A 19,129-nucleotide genomic window follows, 5' to 3' on the forward strand; every position below is an offset into this window, starting at 1 on the left:
CCCGTAGCCCTTCGGCCGTGCCCGGCCCCGTCGCGTCCGCACCCCCTGATTCCCCCGCCGAACGTCCGAACAGGAACCCGATGACGGATACCCAGGACCTGCCCGCCGGCTGGTCCGCAGCCAAGCGTGCCCTGCTCAGCCAGCGGCTGCGGGGCGCCGCAGCCCCCGCCCGGGTGGTGGACCCCCGCCCGGCGGACACCGCACCGCCGCTCTCCAGCGGCCAGGAACGGCTCTGGTTCATGGACCAGTTCGCTCCCGGCTCCACCGCCTACACGCTCGCTCCGGCCCGCCGGCTCCGAGGCCCCCTCGACCGCGCCGCGCTGGACGCCGCCCTGACCGACCTGGTGGCCCGGCACGAGAGCCTGCGGATGACCTTCCGGACCACCGAGTCCGGCACCGCCGAGGTCCGGATCACCGAGCCCGCGCTGTTCGCGGCCCGGCACCTGGACGCCGGCGCGGACCCGGACCCGGAGGCGCGCGCCACCGCCGAACTCGGCGCGCTGATCGCCGAACCCTTCGACCTGGAGACCGGCCCGCTGCTGCGCGCCCTGGTGGTCCGGATCGCCGAGGACGACCACGTACTCGCCCTGGTGATGCACCACATCATCTGCGACGGCTGGTCGATCGACCTCCTCAACCGCGAGTTCGACCTGCTCTACGCCCACCACGCCCACGGCGCTCCCGGCGAACTGCCGGCCCTCGCCGTCCAGTTCGGAGACTACGCCGCCTGGCAGCGGGACCGTCTGGAGAACGGGCAGCTCGCTGCCTCGCGTGAACACTGGCGCACCGAACTCGACGGAGTCCCGGCCCTGGAGCTGCCCTCCGACCGGCCCCGCCCGCCCCTGTTCACCTTCGACGGGGCCGCGACCGAGTTCCGCTGGGGCTCCGAACTCTCCGGCCGGATCGGCGAGGTGGCACGGGCCCACGGCGCCTCCACGTACATGGTGCTGATGGCCGCGTTCCAGGCCCTCCTGGGCCGGCACGCCGGCCAGCGCGACTTCGCCGTCGGCTCCGCCGTCGCCGGCCGTCTCCACCAGGAACTCGAAGGCGTCGTCGGCGCGTTCGTCAACATGCTGCCGATCCGCGCCCGGCTCTCCGCCGACCTCGACTTCGGCCGGCTGATCAGCCGGGTCCGCGAGACCACGCTCGACGCGTACGCGCACCAGGAGGTCCCCTTCGAGCAGATGGTCAACGATCTCGCGGTGGAACGCGACGTCAGCCGCGCCGCCGTCTTCCAGACCACCTTCGCCTTCCAGAACTACGGCGACCGCGCCACCACGCCCACCGCGGGCCTGGACACCGAGGGCTTCGGCTACGAAGCCACCACCACCCACGCCGACCTCGCCCTCTACATGCGCGAGGAGCCGGACGGCGGCCTCTACGGTCTGTTCACGTACCGCACCGACCTCTTCGACGCCGCGACCGTCGAGCGCTTCGCCGAGCGGTTCGAGCTGCTCACCGCGGCCGGCGTCGCCGACCCGGCACTGCCGGTCGACCGGCTGCCGCTGCTGAGCGCGGCCGAGCGGACGGCCGTACTGGAGACCTGGGCCGCCGGTCCCGCGCTGCCGGACGGCGGTCCCGCCACGCTCACCCGGGCGCTGGCCGAGGCGGCGGCCCGGACGCCCGAGGCCCCGGCGCTGGTCTTCGAGGACCGCACGCTGACCTACGGCGACCTCGATCGCCGCGCCGACGCCATGGCCCGGCGCCTACGGACGCTGGGCGTGGGTGCGGACGACCGGGTGGCCGTCTGCCTGGAGCAGTCCGCCGAGCTGGCGGTCGCCCTGGTCGCCGTACTCAAGGCCGGCGGCGGCTACCTGCCGCTCGACCCGGAACAGCCCCCCGCCCGGCTCGCCCACCTGGTCGCCGACGCCGGAGCCAAGGTCCTGATCACCGACACCGTGCTGCGGCAGCGGTTCGGCGACCACCCGGCGGTCGACCTGCTGACCGACGACGGTACGGAAGCGACGGAGCGGGACGCGGCGGACGGGGACTGGGCGCCTCTGGAGGAGGTCTCCGGCGCCGACCACCTCGCGTACGTGATCTACACCTCGGGATCCACCGGCACGCCCAAGGGCGTCGCGGTGCAGCACCGCCAGATCCTCAACTACCTCGCGGGCGCGCGCGAGCGGCTGCGGATCGAGCCCGGGGCCTCCTTCGGGCTGCTGCAGTCGCTCTCCTTCGACTTCAGCATGACGATGCTCTACCTGGCGCTCACGACCGGCGGGCGGGTCCACCTCCTGCCGCGCCGGATCGCGGGGGTGGAACTGGCCGCGGAGATCGCGCGGGCAGGCATCGACCACCTGAAGATGACGCCCTCCCACCTGGCCGCGCTGACCGCCGACGCACCGCTTGAGCAGCTGCTGCCGCGCCGTACGCTGGTCCTCGGCGGCGAGGCCAGCAGCTGGTCCTGGGCGGCGGGCATCGCCGCGCTCGGCCGGTGCGCCGTGTTCAACCACTACGGGCCGACCGAGGCGACGGTGGGGATCACCGTCCACGAGGTCACCGCCGACGCCGGCCTGGACGTGCCGGGCAACACCCCGATCGGCAGCCCGCTGGCCGGCGGGCGCTGCTACGTGCTGGACGAGGCCCGCAACCCCGTTCCGCCGGGTGTCACCGGCGAGTTGTACGTGGGCGGGGACCGGCTGGCCCGCGGCTACCTCGGGCGCCCGGACCTGACCGGCGAGCGGTTCCTGCCCGACCCGTACGCCGACCCGGCCGCCGACCCGTTCGTCGACCCGTTCGTCGACCCGTTCGTCGACCCGTTCGTCGACCCGTTCGTCGACCCGGCCGGCGCGGGCCCTTCCTCAGCCGTGCCGGCTGCCCCGGTCGACACCGACCGGGACGCCCCGGGGAACGGCGGCCCGCGGATGTACCGCACCGGCGACCTGGCGCGCTGGCGGACCGACGGGACCCTGGACTACCTCGGCCGCGGCGACGACCAGATCAAGGTCCGCGGCTACCGGGTCGAGCCCGGTGAGATCGAGGCAGCGCTGACCGCCCTGCCCGGCATCACCCAGGCGGTGGTCCTCGCCCGGGGCGAGGGCGTCAAGCAGAACCTCGTCGCCTACCTGGAGCGCCCCGCCGGCGGCGAACCGCCGACCGCCGCAGAACTGCGCGCCACCCTGGGCGAGGTCCTGCCCGACTACATGGTCCCGGCCCGCTACGTGGTCCTGGAGCGGCTGCCGCTGCTCGCCCACGGCAAGGTCGACCGGAAGGCACTGCCCGCGCCCGCGGACGGCCCGGCCGCAGGCGCCCACGTCGACCCCGAGGGCGAGACCGAGCAGGTGATCGCCGCCATGTGGGCGGACCTCCTGGAGCTCCCCCGCGTCGGCGCGCTGGACGACTTCTTCGAACTCGGGGGCCACTCCCTGCTCGCCACTCAGGTGGTCGCCCAGATGCGTCGGGCCTTCCCCGACCTGGCCACCCCGGTCGGCGTGATGGACCTCTTCAAGCACCCGACGGTCCGCCGGCTCGCCGAACTGGTGGCCACCCCCGAGGGCGACCGCGGCCCGCGCCGGCTGCTGCACCTGCTCACCCCCGAGCGCCGCGAGGTGGCGGCCAGTGTGGTCTGCGCCCCCTACGGCGGCGGCAGCGCACTGATCTACAAGCCGCTCGCCGACGCCCTGCCGGCGGACTGGGCCCTGCACTCCATCGCCGTCCCCGGCCACGAGCTGGGCGAGGAGGCGATGGACATCGACGAGGTCGCCCGGCTCTGCGCCGAGGAGATCGTCGCGAACGTCGCCGGACCCCTGGTGCTGTACGGGCACTGCGGCGTCGGCGTCCGGCTGACCGTGGAGATCGCCCGCCTGGTGGAGGCGGCCGGCCGGGAGATCGACGCCGTCCACCTCGGAGGCATCTTCCCGTTCGCCCGCCCGAAAGGCCGCGGCGCGGCACTCGCCGAGCGCTTCGCCGAGCTGACCGCCCGTCTCCGCAGCGACCAGGGCATGATCAACGCCCTGGCCGCGGCAGGCCTGGACGTGGACGAGGTCGACGAGGACCAGCTGCGGCTGATCGTGCGCAACCGCCGGGTCGGCACCATCGGCGCCGAGCGCTACTTCGGCGAGCTGTACGAGAGCGAGGGCGGCACTCTCACGGCGCCGGTGATCGCCGTCTGCGGCGACCGCGATCCGGCGACCGAGTTCTACGAGGAGCGGTTCCGCGAGTGGCACCGGATCACCGGGACCGCCGCGGTGGTCGTCCTGGACGAGGCCGGGCACTTCTTCCTCAAGTACCGCGCCGAGGAGCTGGCCGGCATCGTGACCGGGGTGCACCGCTCGATCGCCGCAGGCGAGGAGGCGCGCCACGAGCGCACCGCCGATGCCACCTGGTGGCTGGCCGGTGTGTCCCGCGACGCCGGCGGGACGGAGTCGGAACCGGCGCCGGACGCCGGGTCGGAACCCGGGCAGCCGGCGGGACCGGAGGAGTCAGGGGCTCCGGAGACGGCCCGCACGGCCCGCAAGCGCCGCCCCGTCCGCCCGACGATGGGCCGCTTCCTGGCCGTCGCCACCGGCCAGCAGCTCTCGATGATCGGCTCGGCGCTCACCGAGTTCGCCCTGCCGATCTGGATCTACCTGCAGACCGGCTCGCTGCTCCAGCTCGGTCTGCTCGCCGCCTTCGGCCTGGTGCCCGGCATCGTGGTCGCCCCGCTGGCCGGCGCCGTCGTCGACCGCGGCGACCGCCGCCGCGTGATGCTGTGGGGCGACGTCGCGGCCGGCCTGACCCAGGCGGCCCTGCTGGTGCTGTACTTCAGCGACTCGCTGGAGATCTGGCACTGCTACGTGATGATCTCCCTGCTCTCCGCCGCGCTCGCCTTCCAGCGCGTCGCCTGGGGCTCGGCGGTGCCGCAGCTGGTGCCCAAGCGCTTCCTCGGCCGCGCCAACGGTGTCGTCCAGATGGCCTTCGGCCTGGCCCAGTTCCTCGTCCCGCTGATCGCGGTCGGCATCCTGCACGTGATCGGTCTCGGCGGCATCCTGGTCTTCGACGTCGTCAGCTACCTGGTCGCCACCGGCGTCACCCTGGCGGTGCGCTTCCCCGACGCGATGGCCGCCGTCCGCCGCGAGAGCGTCGGCGCCGAGATCCGGGCAGGCTTCCAACGGGCGCTCGGAAGCCGTCACTTCAGGGCCATGCTGTTCTGGTTCGCGGCGCTGAACGTCTTCCTCTCCCCGCTCTTCCTGCTCGTCACCCCGCTGGTGCTCTCCTTCTCCACCACCGCCGCGGCGGGCTGGGTCTCCACCGCGGCCGGCCTGGGCGCCGTACTCGGCGGCCTCACCCTGCTGGTCTGGGGAGGCCCGCGCCGGATGCGCCTGCGTGGCGTCCTGGTCGCCACCCTGGGCCTCGCCGCCGCGTGCGTCGTCACCGGCCTGCGGCCCTCGGTGGCCGTGGTCGCCGCCGGTGCGTTCGGCATGACGTACGGGCTGGCGCTGCTCAACGGCATCTACGCGACGGTCGTCCAGACCAAGGTGCCGATGCGCTTCCACGGCCGGGTGATCGCGGTGAACACCATGGTCGCCTGGTCCACCCTCCCGATCGGCTTCGCCCTGGTCGCCCCGGCGGGCCCCGAGCTGCTCCAGCCCCTGATGGACGAGGGCGGCGCGCTGGCCTCCAGCGTCGGCGCCCTGATCGGCACCGGCGAGGGGCGCGGCATCGGCCTGCTCTACCTGGTGTTCGGCCTCGCCATGGCCGCGCTGGTCCTGATCAGCTTCTGCATTCCCGTCCTGGCCGGGTTCGACAGGGACGTCCCGGACGCCGAGCCCGACGATCTGATCGGCCTGGAGACCCTCAAGGCCCGCGCGAAGAGCGAGAGGAACGCATGACCTCCCCGACCCCGATCGCCCGTCATCCGCTGACCGATGAGCAGCGCCGCCTCTGGCTGCTCCAGCAGCTGAACCCGGAGGACGCCGGGTTCAACATGTACCTCAACCGGCGCTGGAGCGGCCCGATCGACCCGCGGGCGCTCGGCACGGCGCTCACCCGGCTCACCGCTCGGCACGGGGTGCTGCGCACCCGGTTCGCCATGGACGGCGAGCAGCCCGTCCAACTCGTGCAGCCCGTACGGGACATCGAACTCACCCTGGTCCCGATAGCGGACGCCGCGGAGGAGTCCTTCACCGCGGCCTGCGCCCCCTTCGTCAACGCCCCCTTCGACCTGGGTGCGCGCCCGCCGCTACGGGCCGTCCTGGTCAGCTCCGGTGAGCACGAGCACGCCCTGAGCGTGGTGGTCCACCACATCGTGTCCGACGGCTGGTCGTTCACCGTGCTCTGGCGTGAACTGCTCGCGCTGTACCGCGAGGAGATCGGCGAGCGAGCAGCCGAACTTCCCGACCTCGCGCTTCAGTTCGGCGACTTCGCACTCGCCGAGCGGACCAGGCTGGACGGTGGCGCGGCCGAGGAGGCGTTCCGGTACTGGAGCGGACGACTGGCCGGCGTCAGCGCGCTGCGGATGCCGCTGGACCGTCCCAGGCCCGCCGAGCCCGCCCACCCGGCCGGCTTCGCCGACCTCGCCCTCGGTCCCGACCTCGTCGCCGGACTCGACGCCCTGGCCCGCGAGGAGCGCTGCACCCCGTTCATGGTGCTGCTCGCCGCCTACCAGTGCGTACTGGCCCGCTGGAGCGGCAGCTACGACTTCGCCGTCGGCACCCCGCTGGCCGGCCGCAACGAGACCGCCCACGAAGCGCTGCTCGGCTACTTCTCGCGCACCGGGGTGATCCGCGCGGACCTCACCGGCGAGCCCGACTTCCGCACCGTGCTGCGCCGGGTGCGCTCCGCCACGATGGCCGCGCTGACCCATCAGGACGTCCCGGTCGAGCGGGTGGCCGCCGAACTGGGGCTGCCCGTGCTGCCGGGCGTCGGCCCTCTCTACCAGGCGGTGTTCGTCCACCAGAGCCAGTACCAGCTGGCCGGTGCCGACGAGCGGACCGCGCTGCCCGCAGGGGTCCGGACAGCGAGCATGGACTCCGGCTTCGACCGGTCCAAGACCGATCTGCTGCTGGACAGTTGGCGCACTCCTGACGGCGGGATGACGCTCTCGTTCTGCTTCGACCGGGAGCTCTTCGAGCGCGCCACGGTCGAGGCCCTGGCGCGCCGGGTGCGCGATCTGCTCGCCCGGGCCGTCGTGGACGTGGAGGTCCCGCTGCACGGTGACTGGCTGCTGCCCGGTGAGGAGCGCGCCGCGCTGCTCGCCCTCGGCGCCGGACCCGCCGTCGCCGAGGACGCCCGCCCGATCCTGCGCGGTTTCGCCGACCAGGTCGCCGCCCGCCCCGACGCTCCCGCTCTCGAGTGCGCGGGAAGCGTCCGCACGTACGCCGAACTCGACCGGGCTTCGGACGAGTTGGCCAGGCGGCTGGGTCCGGTGGCCGGCCGTGCGGTGGGCGTCCGGATCGAGCCCTCCTTCGCACTGGTCACCGCCCTCCTGGCGATCTGGAAGGCCGGTGCCGGCTACCTGCCGCTCGACCCCGCCCACCCGGCCGAGCGCCAGCGGCTGATGCTCGGCGAGGCGGACGCCGCCCTGCTGCTCACCGGAGGCGAGCAACCGGATCTGGGGGTCCCGGTGCTGGAGGTCCCGGTGCTGGAGGTCCCGGAGCTCGGGGTCCCGGAGCTCGGGGTCCCGGTGCCGGCCGTCGGCGATCCGGACGCCGCCGCCGGACGGGTGGGAGCCACCGGCGTCGAGACCGGGAGCACAGGCCCCGCACAGGCCGCGCTGCCCGGGGCCGACCCCGGCGGCCTCGCGTACGTCCTCTACACCTCGGGCTCCACGGGCACCCCCAAGGGCGTCGCCGTCGAGCACGCCGCTCTCGCCGAGCGCGTCCGGTGGATGGCAGGACCGGACGGCTACCGGCTCCAACCGGGCGACCGGATCGTCCAGTTCGCCTCCATCGGCTTCGACACCCACGCCGAGGAGATCTGGCCCGCCCTCACCGCGGGCGCCTGCGTCGTCCTGCTGCCCGGCGGCGGCCGGACGCTCCCCGACCTGCTGCACAGCGAGGCCGGACGGTCCGTCACCGTACTCGACCTGCCCACCGCGTACTGGCAGGAACTGGTATCGCTCGGCGACCGGGCCCCGTGGCCGCCGGCGCTGCGCCTGGTGGTCCTCGGCGGTTCCGAGGCGCGTGCCGGCACCCTCGCCCAGTGGCGGGAGCGGCACGGCGACACCGTCCGGCTGGTCAACACGTACGGCCCGACCGAGGCCACCGTCATCGTCACCGCGGGCGATCTCGGCGGCCGCCCCGTCAGCGGGCCGGCGGCCGAGCAGCGCCCGCCGCTCGGCCGTCCGCTGCCGGGAGTGCGGCTCTACGTCCTGGACGAGCGCGGCGGTCTGCTGCCCGCCGGATCCGAGGGCGAGCTGTACATCGGCGGGGACGGCCTCGCGCGTGGCTACCTGGCCCGGCCCGAGCTGACGGCGGAGGCTTTCCTCCCGGATCCGTTCGCCGACGCCGCGGACGGCCGGATGTACCGTACGGGCGACCGCGTCCGATGGCGCACCGACGGGCAGCTGGACTTCCTCGGCCGCGCCGACGACCAGGTGAAGATCCGCGGATACCGGATCGAGCCCGCCGAGATCGAGGCCGCCCTCACCGCCCACCCGGCTGTCGGCCGTGCCGCCGTGCTGGTCCGCGACGGCCGCAGGCTGATCGCCTACGCCGTCCTGCGGCCGACCGCCGGGCAGCCGTCCGCAGCCGCTCCGCGGGCGGGCGAACTGCGCGAGCACATGGCGCTGCGGCTGCCGGCCTTCATGGTGCCGGACGCCGTGGTGCTGCTCGACACCCTCCCGCTCACCGCCAACGGCAAGCTCGACACCGCGGCTCTGCCCGACGCGGAGCCGGCGGGCACGGCCGAGGCGTATCTGGCGCCCCGCACGGAGGCCGAGGCCCTGGTCGTCGACCTCTGGCAGGAGGTGCTCGGCGTACCGAAGGTCGGCGTACTGGACGACTTCCTCGCCCTCGGCGGGGACTCGCTCCTGGTCACGAGGGTCGCCGCCCGCATCCGGGCCGACGTCGGCCTCGACATCTCGATCCGCGACGTGTTCGAGTCCCCCACGCCGGCCGCCCTGGCGGCCCGGGTCGAGGCGCTGCTGATCGCCGAGATCGAGGCCCTCAGCGAGGAGGAGGCCGCCGACCGGCTGGGCTGACTCCGCGTCCGGATCCCGGTACGGCTCCGGCGGAGTGAAGGACATGACGGGCGGACGGCAGACGGGCGGCGTCGGATCGTCCGACCCGGCCCGTCCGTCGCGGCCCGCTCCCGCCTCCCCCGCACCCCGGTCCACCAGCAGACGCTCCCGTACTCGACGGCATGACAGCCGACCTCCCACCTACTCGCACCGGAGAACGCCATCGCCACCACCGCACCGCCCGCCGCGACGACCGTCCCGGAGCTCCTCGACGCGCGGGCCACCGAACACCCGGACCACACGGCGCTGCAGGTCGTCGGCGGCGGGGAGCTCAGCTACCGCCGTTGGCGCGAGGAGGCGCTGCGCGCTGCCGTCGGTCTTGCCGCCGCCGGGGTCGGACCGCGCGACAGGGTGGTGCTGCGGTTCTCCAACACGCGGTGGCAGCGGTACGCCGTCGGTTTCCTCGCCGTCCAGTACGCGGGCGGGGTGCCCGTCCCGGTCCGTGAGGACCTGTCCGAGACCGATGCCGCCGCCCTGGCCGCGCTGGCCGAAGCCGGCACGGTCCTGACGGACGGTGGGCTGCCCGGAGTCCCGGGACTGGTGGAGCTGCGTCTGGACGCCCTGCTGGCGGCGCACCCCGAGCCGCCGGCCGGCCCGCCGCACCGGGTCGTCCCGGCCGACCCGGCCCAGGTGATCGGCACCTCCGGCACCACCGGCGCGCCGAAGGGCGTGGTCGCCGCGCACGGAAACCTGACCGCCGGCCTTGCACCGCACCCCCGCCGCCGCGCCTACGCGCACTCGCGGCACGCCCTGCACGCCTTCCCGATCGGGACCAACGCGGGCCAGGTGATGCTGCTCACCGCACTGACCGCCGCGCCGACCACCCTCAGCCTGCCGCGCTTCGACGCGGACCAGTTCGGCGTCGCGGTCGAGAGGTTCGGCATCGGCACCGCCTTCCTGGTGCCCTCGATGGCGATCGAGCTGGTCAACGCGGGCACTGCCGGGCGGTACGACCTGAGCAGTCTGCGCCTGGTCAACTCCTCCGCCGCCGCGCTGCCCGTGCCGGTGGCGGCCGCGCTGGCCGCGGCACTGCCGGCGGCGACGCTGGTCAACACGTACACCTCCGCCGAGGCCTCGCCCGCGCAGATCTCGACCGTCGTCGACGCGCGCCGCCCCGGCTCGCTGGGCCGCCCGGCGGACCCCCGTGACATCCGGATCCTCGACGCGGACGGGCTGCCGCTGCCCGCCGGGCAGGCCGGCGAGGTCTGGCTGCGCCAGCCCGGACCGCCCCGTGGCTACCTGGGCGCCGCCGGGCAGAGCGCCCAGGTGTTCCGGGACGGCTGGGTACGGATGGGCGATGTCGGACGCCTCGACCCGGACGGCTACCTCTACCTGGTCGACCGGGAGAGCGACGTCATCAAGAGCGGTGCGCTGAAGGTCTCCACGCTGCGGATCGAGGAGGTGCTGCACGGGCATCCCGCTGTCGCCGACGCCGCCGCGCTGGGCCTGCCGCACCCCGTGATGGGCGCCGTCCCGGTGGCGGTCGTGGTGGCCCGGCCCGGCGGTCTGGACCTGGACGAGCTGCGGCTGTTCCTGAGCGCCCGGTTGAGCCGGCCCGAGCTGCCGGTCCGGATCCTGCTCGCGGGCGACCTGCCCAGGAACCCGAGCGGCAAGGTGGTCAAGCACCGGCTCCGCCCGCTGTTCGACGTGTCCGTGGATTCCACCGCCACCGGTCCTGCGGTAGCTCCGGCCACCCCGACGGAACTGCGGTTGGCCGGACTCTGGCGGCGTCTGCTCGGCCGGCCGGTCACCGACGTGGCCGCCGAGTTCTTCGCGCTCGGCGGCGACTCGTTCCGGGCGGTCCAGCTCGCCACCGGCATCAGCGGCGAGTTCGGCATCCGGGCGGGCACCGCCGTGGTCTTCGAGCGGCCCTCGCTGCGGGCCCAGGCGGCGTGGGTGGACCACCCCGACCGGCGGCTGACCACCGCCGATGCCGATGCCGATGCCGATGCCGATGCCGATGCCGGTGCCGGTGCTCCTGACGGAGCGTCGGCCGGGACGGAGACCGTGACGCCCTACCTGGCCGCGCTCCGTGCGCAGCCGCACGCCGTCGCCCTCACCTCGCAGCAGGAGAACTTCTTCCGCTGGATGACCGAAGCCCCCGGGCGGGACGCCGGCGTGGTGACGGCGCTGTTCCGGGTGGTCGACCGGCTCGAACCGGAGACCCTGGGCCTGGCCCTCACCGAGGTGGTCCGGCGCCATCCGGCGCTGCGGACCCGGTTCGAGGCGGTGGCGGACGGGGTCGTGCGGGCGGTGCTGGACGAGGAGCCCCGGGTGCGGATCACGCTGACCCGGGCCCCGGGGGCCACGGACGCCGAGGTGGACGCCCTGCTGCTGGCCGAACGCGACGGTCACTCCGACCTGGCCCGTGATCCGATGACGCGTCTCCTGGTGATCAGCCGGACGGAGACCGACCACGTGGTGCTGGTCGCGACGCACCACATGGTGTCCGACGGCTGGTCGGTCGGTGTGCTGCTGACCGACCTCGGCGTCGTCTACTCCGCGCTGCGACGGGGCCGGTCGGCACCGCCTGCCCGTTCGGGCCCGGGATACCGGGAGTTGGTGGACTGGGCGAACGCGCACTGGCCGGCCTCCCGGGCCCACTTCGGAACCGCGCTGGCCGGAGCGCCGGAAGCCGTCGAGCCGTTCCCCGGCCTCCGGGCGGCGGACGAAGTGCTCACCGAGTCGCACGAGTTCGAGGTGCCGGCGCCGTTGGCCCATGCTCTGCGGGCCCGGGCGGCCGAGCTCGGTGCCACACCCTTCCTGGCCGTCACCGCGGCCTGGACCGCGTTGCTGGCGGGCCGCAGCGGCCGTCCCGATCTGGTGGTGATGACCCCGGTGCCCGGCCGCCCTCGCCCGGACGCCGAACGGACGGTGGGCTGCTTCGTCCAGTCGCTGCTGCTGCGGGTGGACGCGAGCGGGACACCCGGTTTCGCCGAGCTGGTGGACCGGCTGCGGGTCGTCTACAGCGAGGCGCTGGACCACCAGCTGTACCCGTTCGCCGAGTTCAGTCCGTCCGTACCGTTCGCGGCCTGGCTCCGTTACGAGGCGTGGGCCGCGCCCGCGCAGCTGCCCGGCCTGGCCTGCGAGCCCTGGGAGCTGCCGCGCGGGAACACCGTACGCTGGACGGTGCCGGGCGGTGACCGGAGCGTGCCCGAGCTGACCGTGGTCGAGCAGCCGGACGGCGTCCTGCGGTGCTGGCTGCAGTACAACGCGCTGGCCTTCGACCTCCCCGTGATCATCGAACTGGCCGAGGAGTTCACCGCGGCTCTGGCCGCTGCCTGCGGGTGACCCGGCCCCGGAGGGGTGCGAACCGGGCATCGAGGACCGCGGCTGCGGTGTCAGTCCGCTGACGTATTCTTCCGGGCACCGCACACCGACTCGGAGGACCAAGAGAATTGACCGGCCTGTCTGCTTTTCCGCTGCCCTTTCGTGCTTCCCGTTCCCTGTCGTTCGCGACACCCCGAACGCTGCGTGAACTTCAGATGATGCAGTGCAGCGCGCACATCCGGGCGAAGCCGGAGTGGTTCGACAAGGTGAACGATGCCGACATCGTCGCGAGGTGGACGCGGGAAGCGGTCGCTCAGGGCCTCACCGAGGCGCAGGTTCGTTACGTGCTGGCCGAACTCGCGCATTACGCCGCGCTGCGGGACGGAGACACCGGAATCGAGGTGTCCGCCGTCGACGGGGTGTGGCAGTCGGACACCCTGATCGACGACAAGCTCGCGTCCCGGCTGCGCGAGGCGGTGCGGGTTCTGGAGCAGGTCCCCGCAGCAGAACAGGACTGGCATCCCGGATCCGACGGCCAGGTACTGGATCTGGTGCATCCCTCCCTGTTCTGCCTGGTGAGAGAGGTGAGCGGCGCGCCCGAGGAGGCTTGGCGGAATCCGACGGACCGCTACTCCGCGCACGAGTACTCGGAGAAGTTCCAGTGGCTGCCCACAGATGTCGACGTCAGTGACGACGGCGATGTCGATTTCCGCTCGTACGTCAACAACGTCCACCCCGAGGCTCATCAGGAACTGGCCTCCGTCCTGCCGGACTTGTTCGCGCGCATGCGCCCGCTGCTGGACAACGTGCTCACCGATCTGCGCCATCCGCGGCCCCTGCGGATCGAGGCCGATCCCTACGGGTGGTACGACTCGGAACCGGAGTATCCGAACAAGTCCTCCTACAGCGACGCGGAGGCCTATGACGAGGCCTACCAAGCATGGGAGGACGCCCAGGAGGACTGGTGGGAGAACCGCCGCCCGGTCATCCCGGACGCCCCGGCCTTCACCCCGCCCGAGTTGCCCGCCGCAGCGGCCCGAGTCGACCTGCGCGGCCGCCGCCTCCAGGTCATCGTCAAGCTCGCCACCATCCATCTCACGCCCGACAAGCCCGAGTACGCCGGCGGTTCCTGGCATGTCGAGGGGATGGTGAACGAGCGGATCGTCTCGACCGGCATCTACTACTGGGACAGCGAGAACATCACCGAAAGCCGGCTGAGTTTCCGGGCGGCCGTCGACGACCCGAACTATGAACAGAACGACGACAACGGTATGCGCGAGGTCTACGGCCTGGAGAACGAAGACGCACTGAACCAGGTGCTGGGATCGGCATCGACCCCGGCGGGCCGCTGCCTGGCGTTCCCGAACATCCTGCAGCACCGCGTCGGCTCGTTCCGCCTCACGAACCCCACCCGCCCGGGACATCGCAAGATTCTCGCGTTCTTCCTCGTCGACCCGTCGGAAAGGATCGTCTCCACGTCCGACGTCCCGCCGCAGCAACCATGGTCCGAGACCTCGACCATGACGCTCGATCAGGCCGAGACGTTTCGCGAACAGCTCATGAAGGAACGCAAGTTCTTCGTCGACGAACACAACGAGCAGCTCTACGAGCGAGAGTTCTCCCTCTGCGAGCACTGAGGCCGGTCACCGCCGCGGCGGGACGGACCGGGACGGCCGCCCCTCCGGTCAGTGGGTGAGGTGGTCGTCGGTGAGATAGGGACCGGTGCCGGTTTCGTCGGGGATCGTGGTGAGGACGCCCGGTGTCGCGGTGACGGCGTCCAGGACCTGGTCGCGGTGGGCGGGGGTGGTCAGCAGATGCACGTTCGGGCCGGCGTCGACGGTCGCGCAGACGTCGAGGCCGTCGGCACGCAGTTCTCGCGCCAGGGCGAGGAGGGCGACGGTGGGGGGCTGCCAGTAGAAGACCGGAGGGGCGGCGGACATCGCGATCAGGTGGAGGTCGATCGCCTCCTCCTCCACCGCCGCGGCGAGGGCGGTGAAGTCCCCGGTCCGCAGGGCGTGTTCGACCGTGGCGGTGCGCGCGGGGAGAGTCTCCAGGCGGCGGGCGAAGTACGGGCTGGTGACGGCCCGTCGGTGGCCCTCGCGGGAGCTGACCTCCTTGGGCTGGTTGTCGACGACGGCGATCACGTCGCACAGGGGGAACGTGTCGGCGTCGAGGACCTGGGCGGCGGCGCTGCTCGGGTCCTCGGGTGTGCCGGGCCATCGGACATAGCCGCCGAAGGCGGAGCGGGCGGCGGAGCCGGAGCCGGAGAGCCGTGAGAGTACGGACAGGTCGGCGGGGTCGGGCCGCTGGCCGAGCAGGGTGGTGACGGCCAGGGTGAGCGCGGTGAATCCCGAGGCGGACGAGGCGATGCCGGCGGCCGTGGGAAAGGTGTTGCCGGTGATGATGCGCAGGGCCGGACGATCGCCGTCGCGCAGCCGTCGCAGGTGGCGGCGGATGCCGTCGGCGACCGGCGCGGGGGCTGGTACGGTGCTGCCGTCCGCGGTGCGCCACCACAGTTCGTCTTCTCCCTCCGCGTCCAGTTCCTCGGCGGTGCAGTGGGACACGCACCGGCTCAGGGTCATGGAGAGGGAGGGGTTGGCGGGCAGCACGTCGGCCGGGTCGGTCATGCCCCAGTACTTGATGAGGGCGATGTTGGCCGGCGCCACGGCGGTGACGGGATTGTTCATAGCTCTTCCCAATGCAGTCCGGCGACGCCCAGCGGCGCGGCCACGGGTGTGAAGCGGTCAAGGCCCAGGTCGGTCGCCCGGCCGCCGTCGGGGCGGACGACGAGCAGGGCGCCGGCTCCGGGTCCTGTGAGTGATCCGGCGCCGCAGATCTTGGCGGCTCCCCCGTGCTCCTCCACGGTCCGGATGACCGTCGCGACGGGTTCCGGGACGACCGTGAGCCGGGTGAGGAAGCGCGCGCTGTCGCGGATCGCGGCGATGACCTCCGACCGGGCGGGCCGTGGGCAGGCCAGTGCGGTGCGCAGGGCCGTGGTGGCCTGCTCGGCCTGGGCCAGCGCCTGGGGGGTCAGGCGGTCGTGGACGGCGACGACGACCTGGCCGGTGGGTTCTCCGGCCGGTCCTGTGTGATGCAGTTCGAACATGCCCAGCGCCGTCTCGTCGATGGGCGGCCGGGCCGCCCGGCCGGTCCTGTGGGTGCCGGGGGGCAGCCAACGGGTGCCGCCGTGCTGCACGGTCGCGGTGTCGATGCCGGAGGGGGTGCCGTGTTGCAGGCGCTCGGTACGGGCGGCCACCGCGGCGACCGTCTCCGGATCGGGTGCCCCGTGGTGGTGGGCGAGTACGGCCGCGCAGGTGGCGACGGCGGTGGCGGCCGAGCTGCCGAAGCCCGCCCCGACCGGGATGCGGGACCTCACGGTGAGGGTGATGCCGGAAGGTGCTCGGCGCAGGTGCGGGAGTGTCTCGCCGAGGGTCGCGGCCACGACGTGTGCCGGGTCGTCGCCCCGTACGACCGCGAAGGCCGGACCTCCCGGTGCGGCGGCGAAGGCCGACCAACGCCGCCGTGCCCGGGCGGTGTAGGCACCGAGGGTCTGCCAGTCGGTGGTGCGGCGTACGCCGACGTCGGGCAGCAGCAGTTCCACGGCTCCGTCCCCGCGGGGGCGGACGACGGCGGTGCAGTGCAGTCCGAGGGCGGCGGCCAGTACCGGGCCGCCCCTCACGGCTGCGTGTTCACCGGCGAGGATGAGCTTGCCGGGTGCCCGGGCGAGCACGGCCGGCGCGGTGGTCACCGTGCCACCGGTCGGCCGAGCCGCTGGTGCGCGGAGGCGAGCGCGCCGCTCGACAGGGCGGCGAGGAGGTTCAGTTCGCCCGCGAGGACCACGGCGCCGAGGATCTCTGCGAGGCGCAGGGCGTCGTGGCCGTCCTCGGTGCTCGCGACCGCCTCGGTGCTCGCGTCGGTCCTCGCGACCGTGTCGGTGCCGGGGTGGATGCCGAGCAGCGCCAGGGCCTCCCGCTGGGTGTCGAGGCCGGTGCCGCCGCCGACCGCGGCGAGCGGTGCATCGGGCAGGAAGACGGAGACGTAGACGCCGTCGCCGTGGGGTTCGACGCAGGTGATGCCCTGGCAGGCCTCGGCGACCTGGGCGATGTCCTGGCCGGTGGCGAGGAAGAACGCCGCGACCATGTTGGCGTAGTGGGCGTTGAAGCCGCCGAGCGCGCCGGCCACGGCCGAGCCCAGCAGGTTCTTGCGGTACTGCACCTCGCACAAGCGCTCCTGGTCGGTGTGGAGGACGCGTGCGAGCACCTCCGCGTCCAGTCGGGCCTCGGCGAAGACGCGCTTGCCGCGGCCCTCCAAGAGATTCACGGCGGCGGGTTTCTTGTCCGTGCAGTAGTTGCCCGACAGGGCGACGCAGCGTGCGCCGGTGGCCGGTTCGATCAGCTCGCGGACGATCCGCTCGCAGGCGATGGTCGCCATGTTCATCCCCATGGCGTCACCGGTGGTGAACCTGAACCGCAGGTAGACGGAGGTTCCGACGGCCTGCGGCCGGACCTCCTCCAGGTGCAGACGGGTACTGCACGTGGCGGCCAGGGCCCGTATCTCCTCCAGGTGTCGTCCCACCCAGGCGACGAGGCGGTGGCTCTCCTCGATGCCGGAGGTCGCGAACACCGGTGCCCGGGTGATGCCGACGTCCTCCGCCCGGGCGGTGACCCCGCCCGCCGCTCCCAGCGCCCTGCAGCCGCGCGCCACCGAGGCGATCAGGGCGCCCTCGGTGGTGGCCAGCGGCACGTACACCTCCTCGCCCCGTACCCGCTCGCCGTGGACGAGCAGGGGTCCCGCGACGCCCAGCGGCACCTGGACGGCGCCGATGACGTTCTCGCAGCGGGCCCGGGCCAGGCTCGTGCTGTAGTCGCCGATCGCCGGCAGCGCCACGCCGTGTCGGCGGGCCAGGGCGGTACGCCGCACGAGCGCGGTCTCGTCCGCGCTCAGGTCGGCCGGCAGGGCGTGCAGGCTCCGGGCGCCCCGGGCGATCTCGTCGGCGAGGGTGTCGGCGCGGGGGTCGGCACGGGCCTCGGCAGGGGTGTCGGCGCGGGGGTCAGCGCCGGCGTCTGCGCGGGCGTCGCATGACGGCGTCTCTTCGGTGACGATTCCGTTCGGTGTGTTCATGGCCGTCTCAGTACTCGTAGGCGTAGTAGTCCACGGCGAGGTCCTGGAAGTCCCGCCCGTACTCCGTGCCGGTCCGGTCCACCGTGAACTGCTCGCACGGATGCAGGGCCAGGCCGGGGACCTCCCGCCGGTCGTGCAGCGCCTCGTACTGCTCGCGGTCGAGGTCGACGGGGTTGTCCAGCGAGCGCCGGAAGCCGATGCGTGCCGCTGCGGCCTGCCATCCGTCGACAGCGGTGAGGGGCAGGGCGAGCGCGGCGTCGCCGCTGCCGTAGCCGACCGCGAGGAGGGGCGCACCGGCGAGTTCGACGCCCTGCCGGGCGGCGTCCTCGACTCCGGCGGCCAGCCAGGCGGGCAGTGAGGCCGAGTAGAGGTTGCCGACCTCCTCCAGGAGGTCGGCGCCGGACCCGAGGACGCGCTGCGCGAACGCGCGGAAGGCGGGCTGCGCGCGCAGGTGGGCGCTGACGGCGACGGTGGCGGGCCACGGCGCGGGGGCCCGCTGCCCGGCGAGGACGGAGCCGTAGAGGTCCGGTTCGACGCGCAGTTCCGCCAGGACGTCGTCTAGGGCGGTGTCGTAGCCCCGGCAGAGGCGTTCCAGTTCGGGGTGTCGCGCCGGGGAGGCGGCCATCGCGCGGACCTGGAGGAAGGAGAGTGCCTGGACAGGCATCCTTCGGTACGGGCGGTGCATGAACAGGCCTTGGACGCGGTCGAGTTGATCGGCGGGGGCCGCCGCGTCGGCGGCCCAGAGCGTCTCGACGGCGCTGGTGACCGCGTCCAGGTAGGCGGTGGCGGAGTACCGGCCGCTGAAGACGGGGAAGTCGCTGAGCCGCTGCGTCCCGGCGGCGTAGCCGTCGATACGGTGGCGGGCGGCCGGCTTGCGGAAGTCCGGGCCGCGGTAGGCGGACGCTCCGGCCGCCCCGCCGAGGTCGATCGCCAGCAGCGCGGGGGACCGTTCCACCAGCATCGCCACGGCGCCCGCGCCCTGGGTCTGTTCGCCCGAGCTCCCGCGCTCGTACTCGGCGATGTCGGAGGCCACGACGACGGCCTGCCGGCCCTCGCGGTCGAGCGACGCGAAGCGGGCCGCGCCCTGCAGCGCGTACATCCCGCTCAGGCAGGCGTGCTTGTACTCGGGGACCTCCACGTCCCGGGGCAGGGCGGGCATCCGCCGTCTGCGCAGTTCCCGGTCGATCATCCCGCGCACGGTGACGGCCCCGAAGGCGTTGTCGGTGCTCGACTCGGTGCCCAGCGCCAGGAAGCCGACGCGCCGCGGGTCGATGCCGTTGTCCAGGATCAGCCGGAGGACGGCGGTGGCCGCCATGGTGTAGACGTCCTCGTCCGGACCGGCCATCCGGAAGGCCCGGCCGGTGACGGCGGCGACCTTTCCCCAGTCGCCGGAGGTCCACTCGCACCACTGGCGCAAGTCCACCCGCAATCGGGGCAGGTAGCAGCCCATCGCGCTGATGCCCACGGTTTCCTCGAATGCGAACTTCACTCCGCTCCCCCGTTCCGGGCCTGATGGCGGCCCTGCTGGTCTGCTGCGTCAGGCCATTGCAGCAGTCCACGATCGGAGAGATCGGC

Annotated in this window: 8 protein-coding genes; 4 read left to right on the plus strand and 4 right to left on the minus strand. The window is 73.5% G+C overall.

Going from position 1 to position 19,129, the window contains the following annotated elements; genetic code table 11:
* Positions 1 to 80: 80 nt before the first annotated feature.
* The 4 genes from ACZ6K0_RS11355 to ACZ6K0_RS11370 all read left to right on the plus strand — a co-directional run bounded on the left by ACZ6K0_RS11355 (position 81) and on the right by ACZ6K0_RS11370 (position 14,070).
* Positions 81 to 5,813 (plus strand): amino acid adenylation domain-containing protein, encoded by a 5,733-nt coding sequence (locus ACZ6K0_RS11355; protein ID WP_469231670.1) that lies wholly within the window; start codon positions 81 to 83, stop codon positions 5,811 to 5,813.
* Entirely contained in the window at positions 5,810 to 9,124 is a 3,315-nt protein-coding gene (locus ACZ6K0_RS11360; RefSeq protein ID WP_469231672.1) for an amino acid adenylation domain-containing protein, read from the plus strand. The genes ACZ6K0_RS11355 and ACZ6K0_RS11360 overlap by 4 nt, the downstream gene beginning before the upstream one ends.
* Positions 9,125 to 9,325: 201 nt before the next feature.
* On the plus strand, positions 9,326 to 12,454 hold the full coding sequence (locus ACZ6K0_RS11365) for a class I adenylate-forming enzyme family protein (protein ID WP_469232205.1): 3,129 nt from the start codon (positions 9,326 to 9,328) through the stop codon (positions 12,452 to 12,454).
* Positions 12,455 to 12,561: 107 nt separating this feature from the next.
* On the plus strand, positions 12,562 to 14,070 hold the full coding sequence (locus ACZ6K0_RS11370) for a DUF4246 domain-containing protein (RefSeq protein ID WP_469231673.1): 1,509 nt from the start codon (positions 12,562 to 12,564) through the stop codon (positions 14,068 to 14,070).
* A 48-nt stretch (positions 14,071 to 14,118) separates the two neighbouring features.
* On the opposite strand, the gene mvaD is transcribed toward ACZ6K0_RS11370, so the two are convergent.
* The 4 genes from mvaD to ACZ6K0_RS11390 are packed head-to-tail and all read right to left on the minus strand — an operon-like array spanning position 14,119 to position 19,043.
* On the minus strand, positions 14,119 to 15,120 hold the full coding sequence (gene mvaD / locus ACZ6K0_RS11375) for a diphosphomevalonate decarboxylase (RefSeq protein WP_469231675.1): 1,002 nt from the start codon (positions 15,118 to 15,120) through the stop codon (positions 14,119 to 14,121).
* Positions 15,117 to 16,181, minus strand: a complete 1,065-nt coding sequence (locus ACZ6K0_RS11380; protein WP_469231676.1) for a mevalonate kinase family protein — start codon at positions 16,179 to 16,181, stop codon at positions 15,117 to 15,119. Before ACZ6K0_RS11380 ends, mvaD begins: the two co-directional genes overlap by 4 nt.
* A complete protein-coding gene (locus tag ACZ6K0_RS11385; RefSeq protein ID WP_469231677.1) occupies positions 16,178 to 17,554 on the minus strand; it encodes a hydroxymethylglutaryl-CoA reductase in 1,377 nt (458 codons plus the stop codon). Before ACZ6K0_RS11385 ends, ACZ6K0_RS11380 begins: the two co-directional genes overlap by 4 nt.
* Before the next feature lie 7 nt (positions 17,555 to 17,561).
* Positions 17,562 to 19,043 carry a hypothetical protein gene (locus ACZ6K0_RS11390; protein ID WP_469231679.1) on the minus strand — a complete coding sequence of 494 codons (1,482 nt, stop codon included), beginning with the start codon at positions 19,041 to 19,043 and terminating at the stop codon, positions 17,562 to 17,564.
* Positions 19,044 to 19,129 lie beyond the last annotated feature (86 nt).

The organism is Streptomyces sp. NPDC042346 (assembly GCF_055581845.1).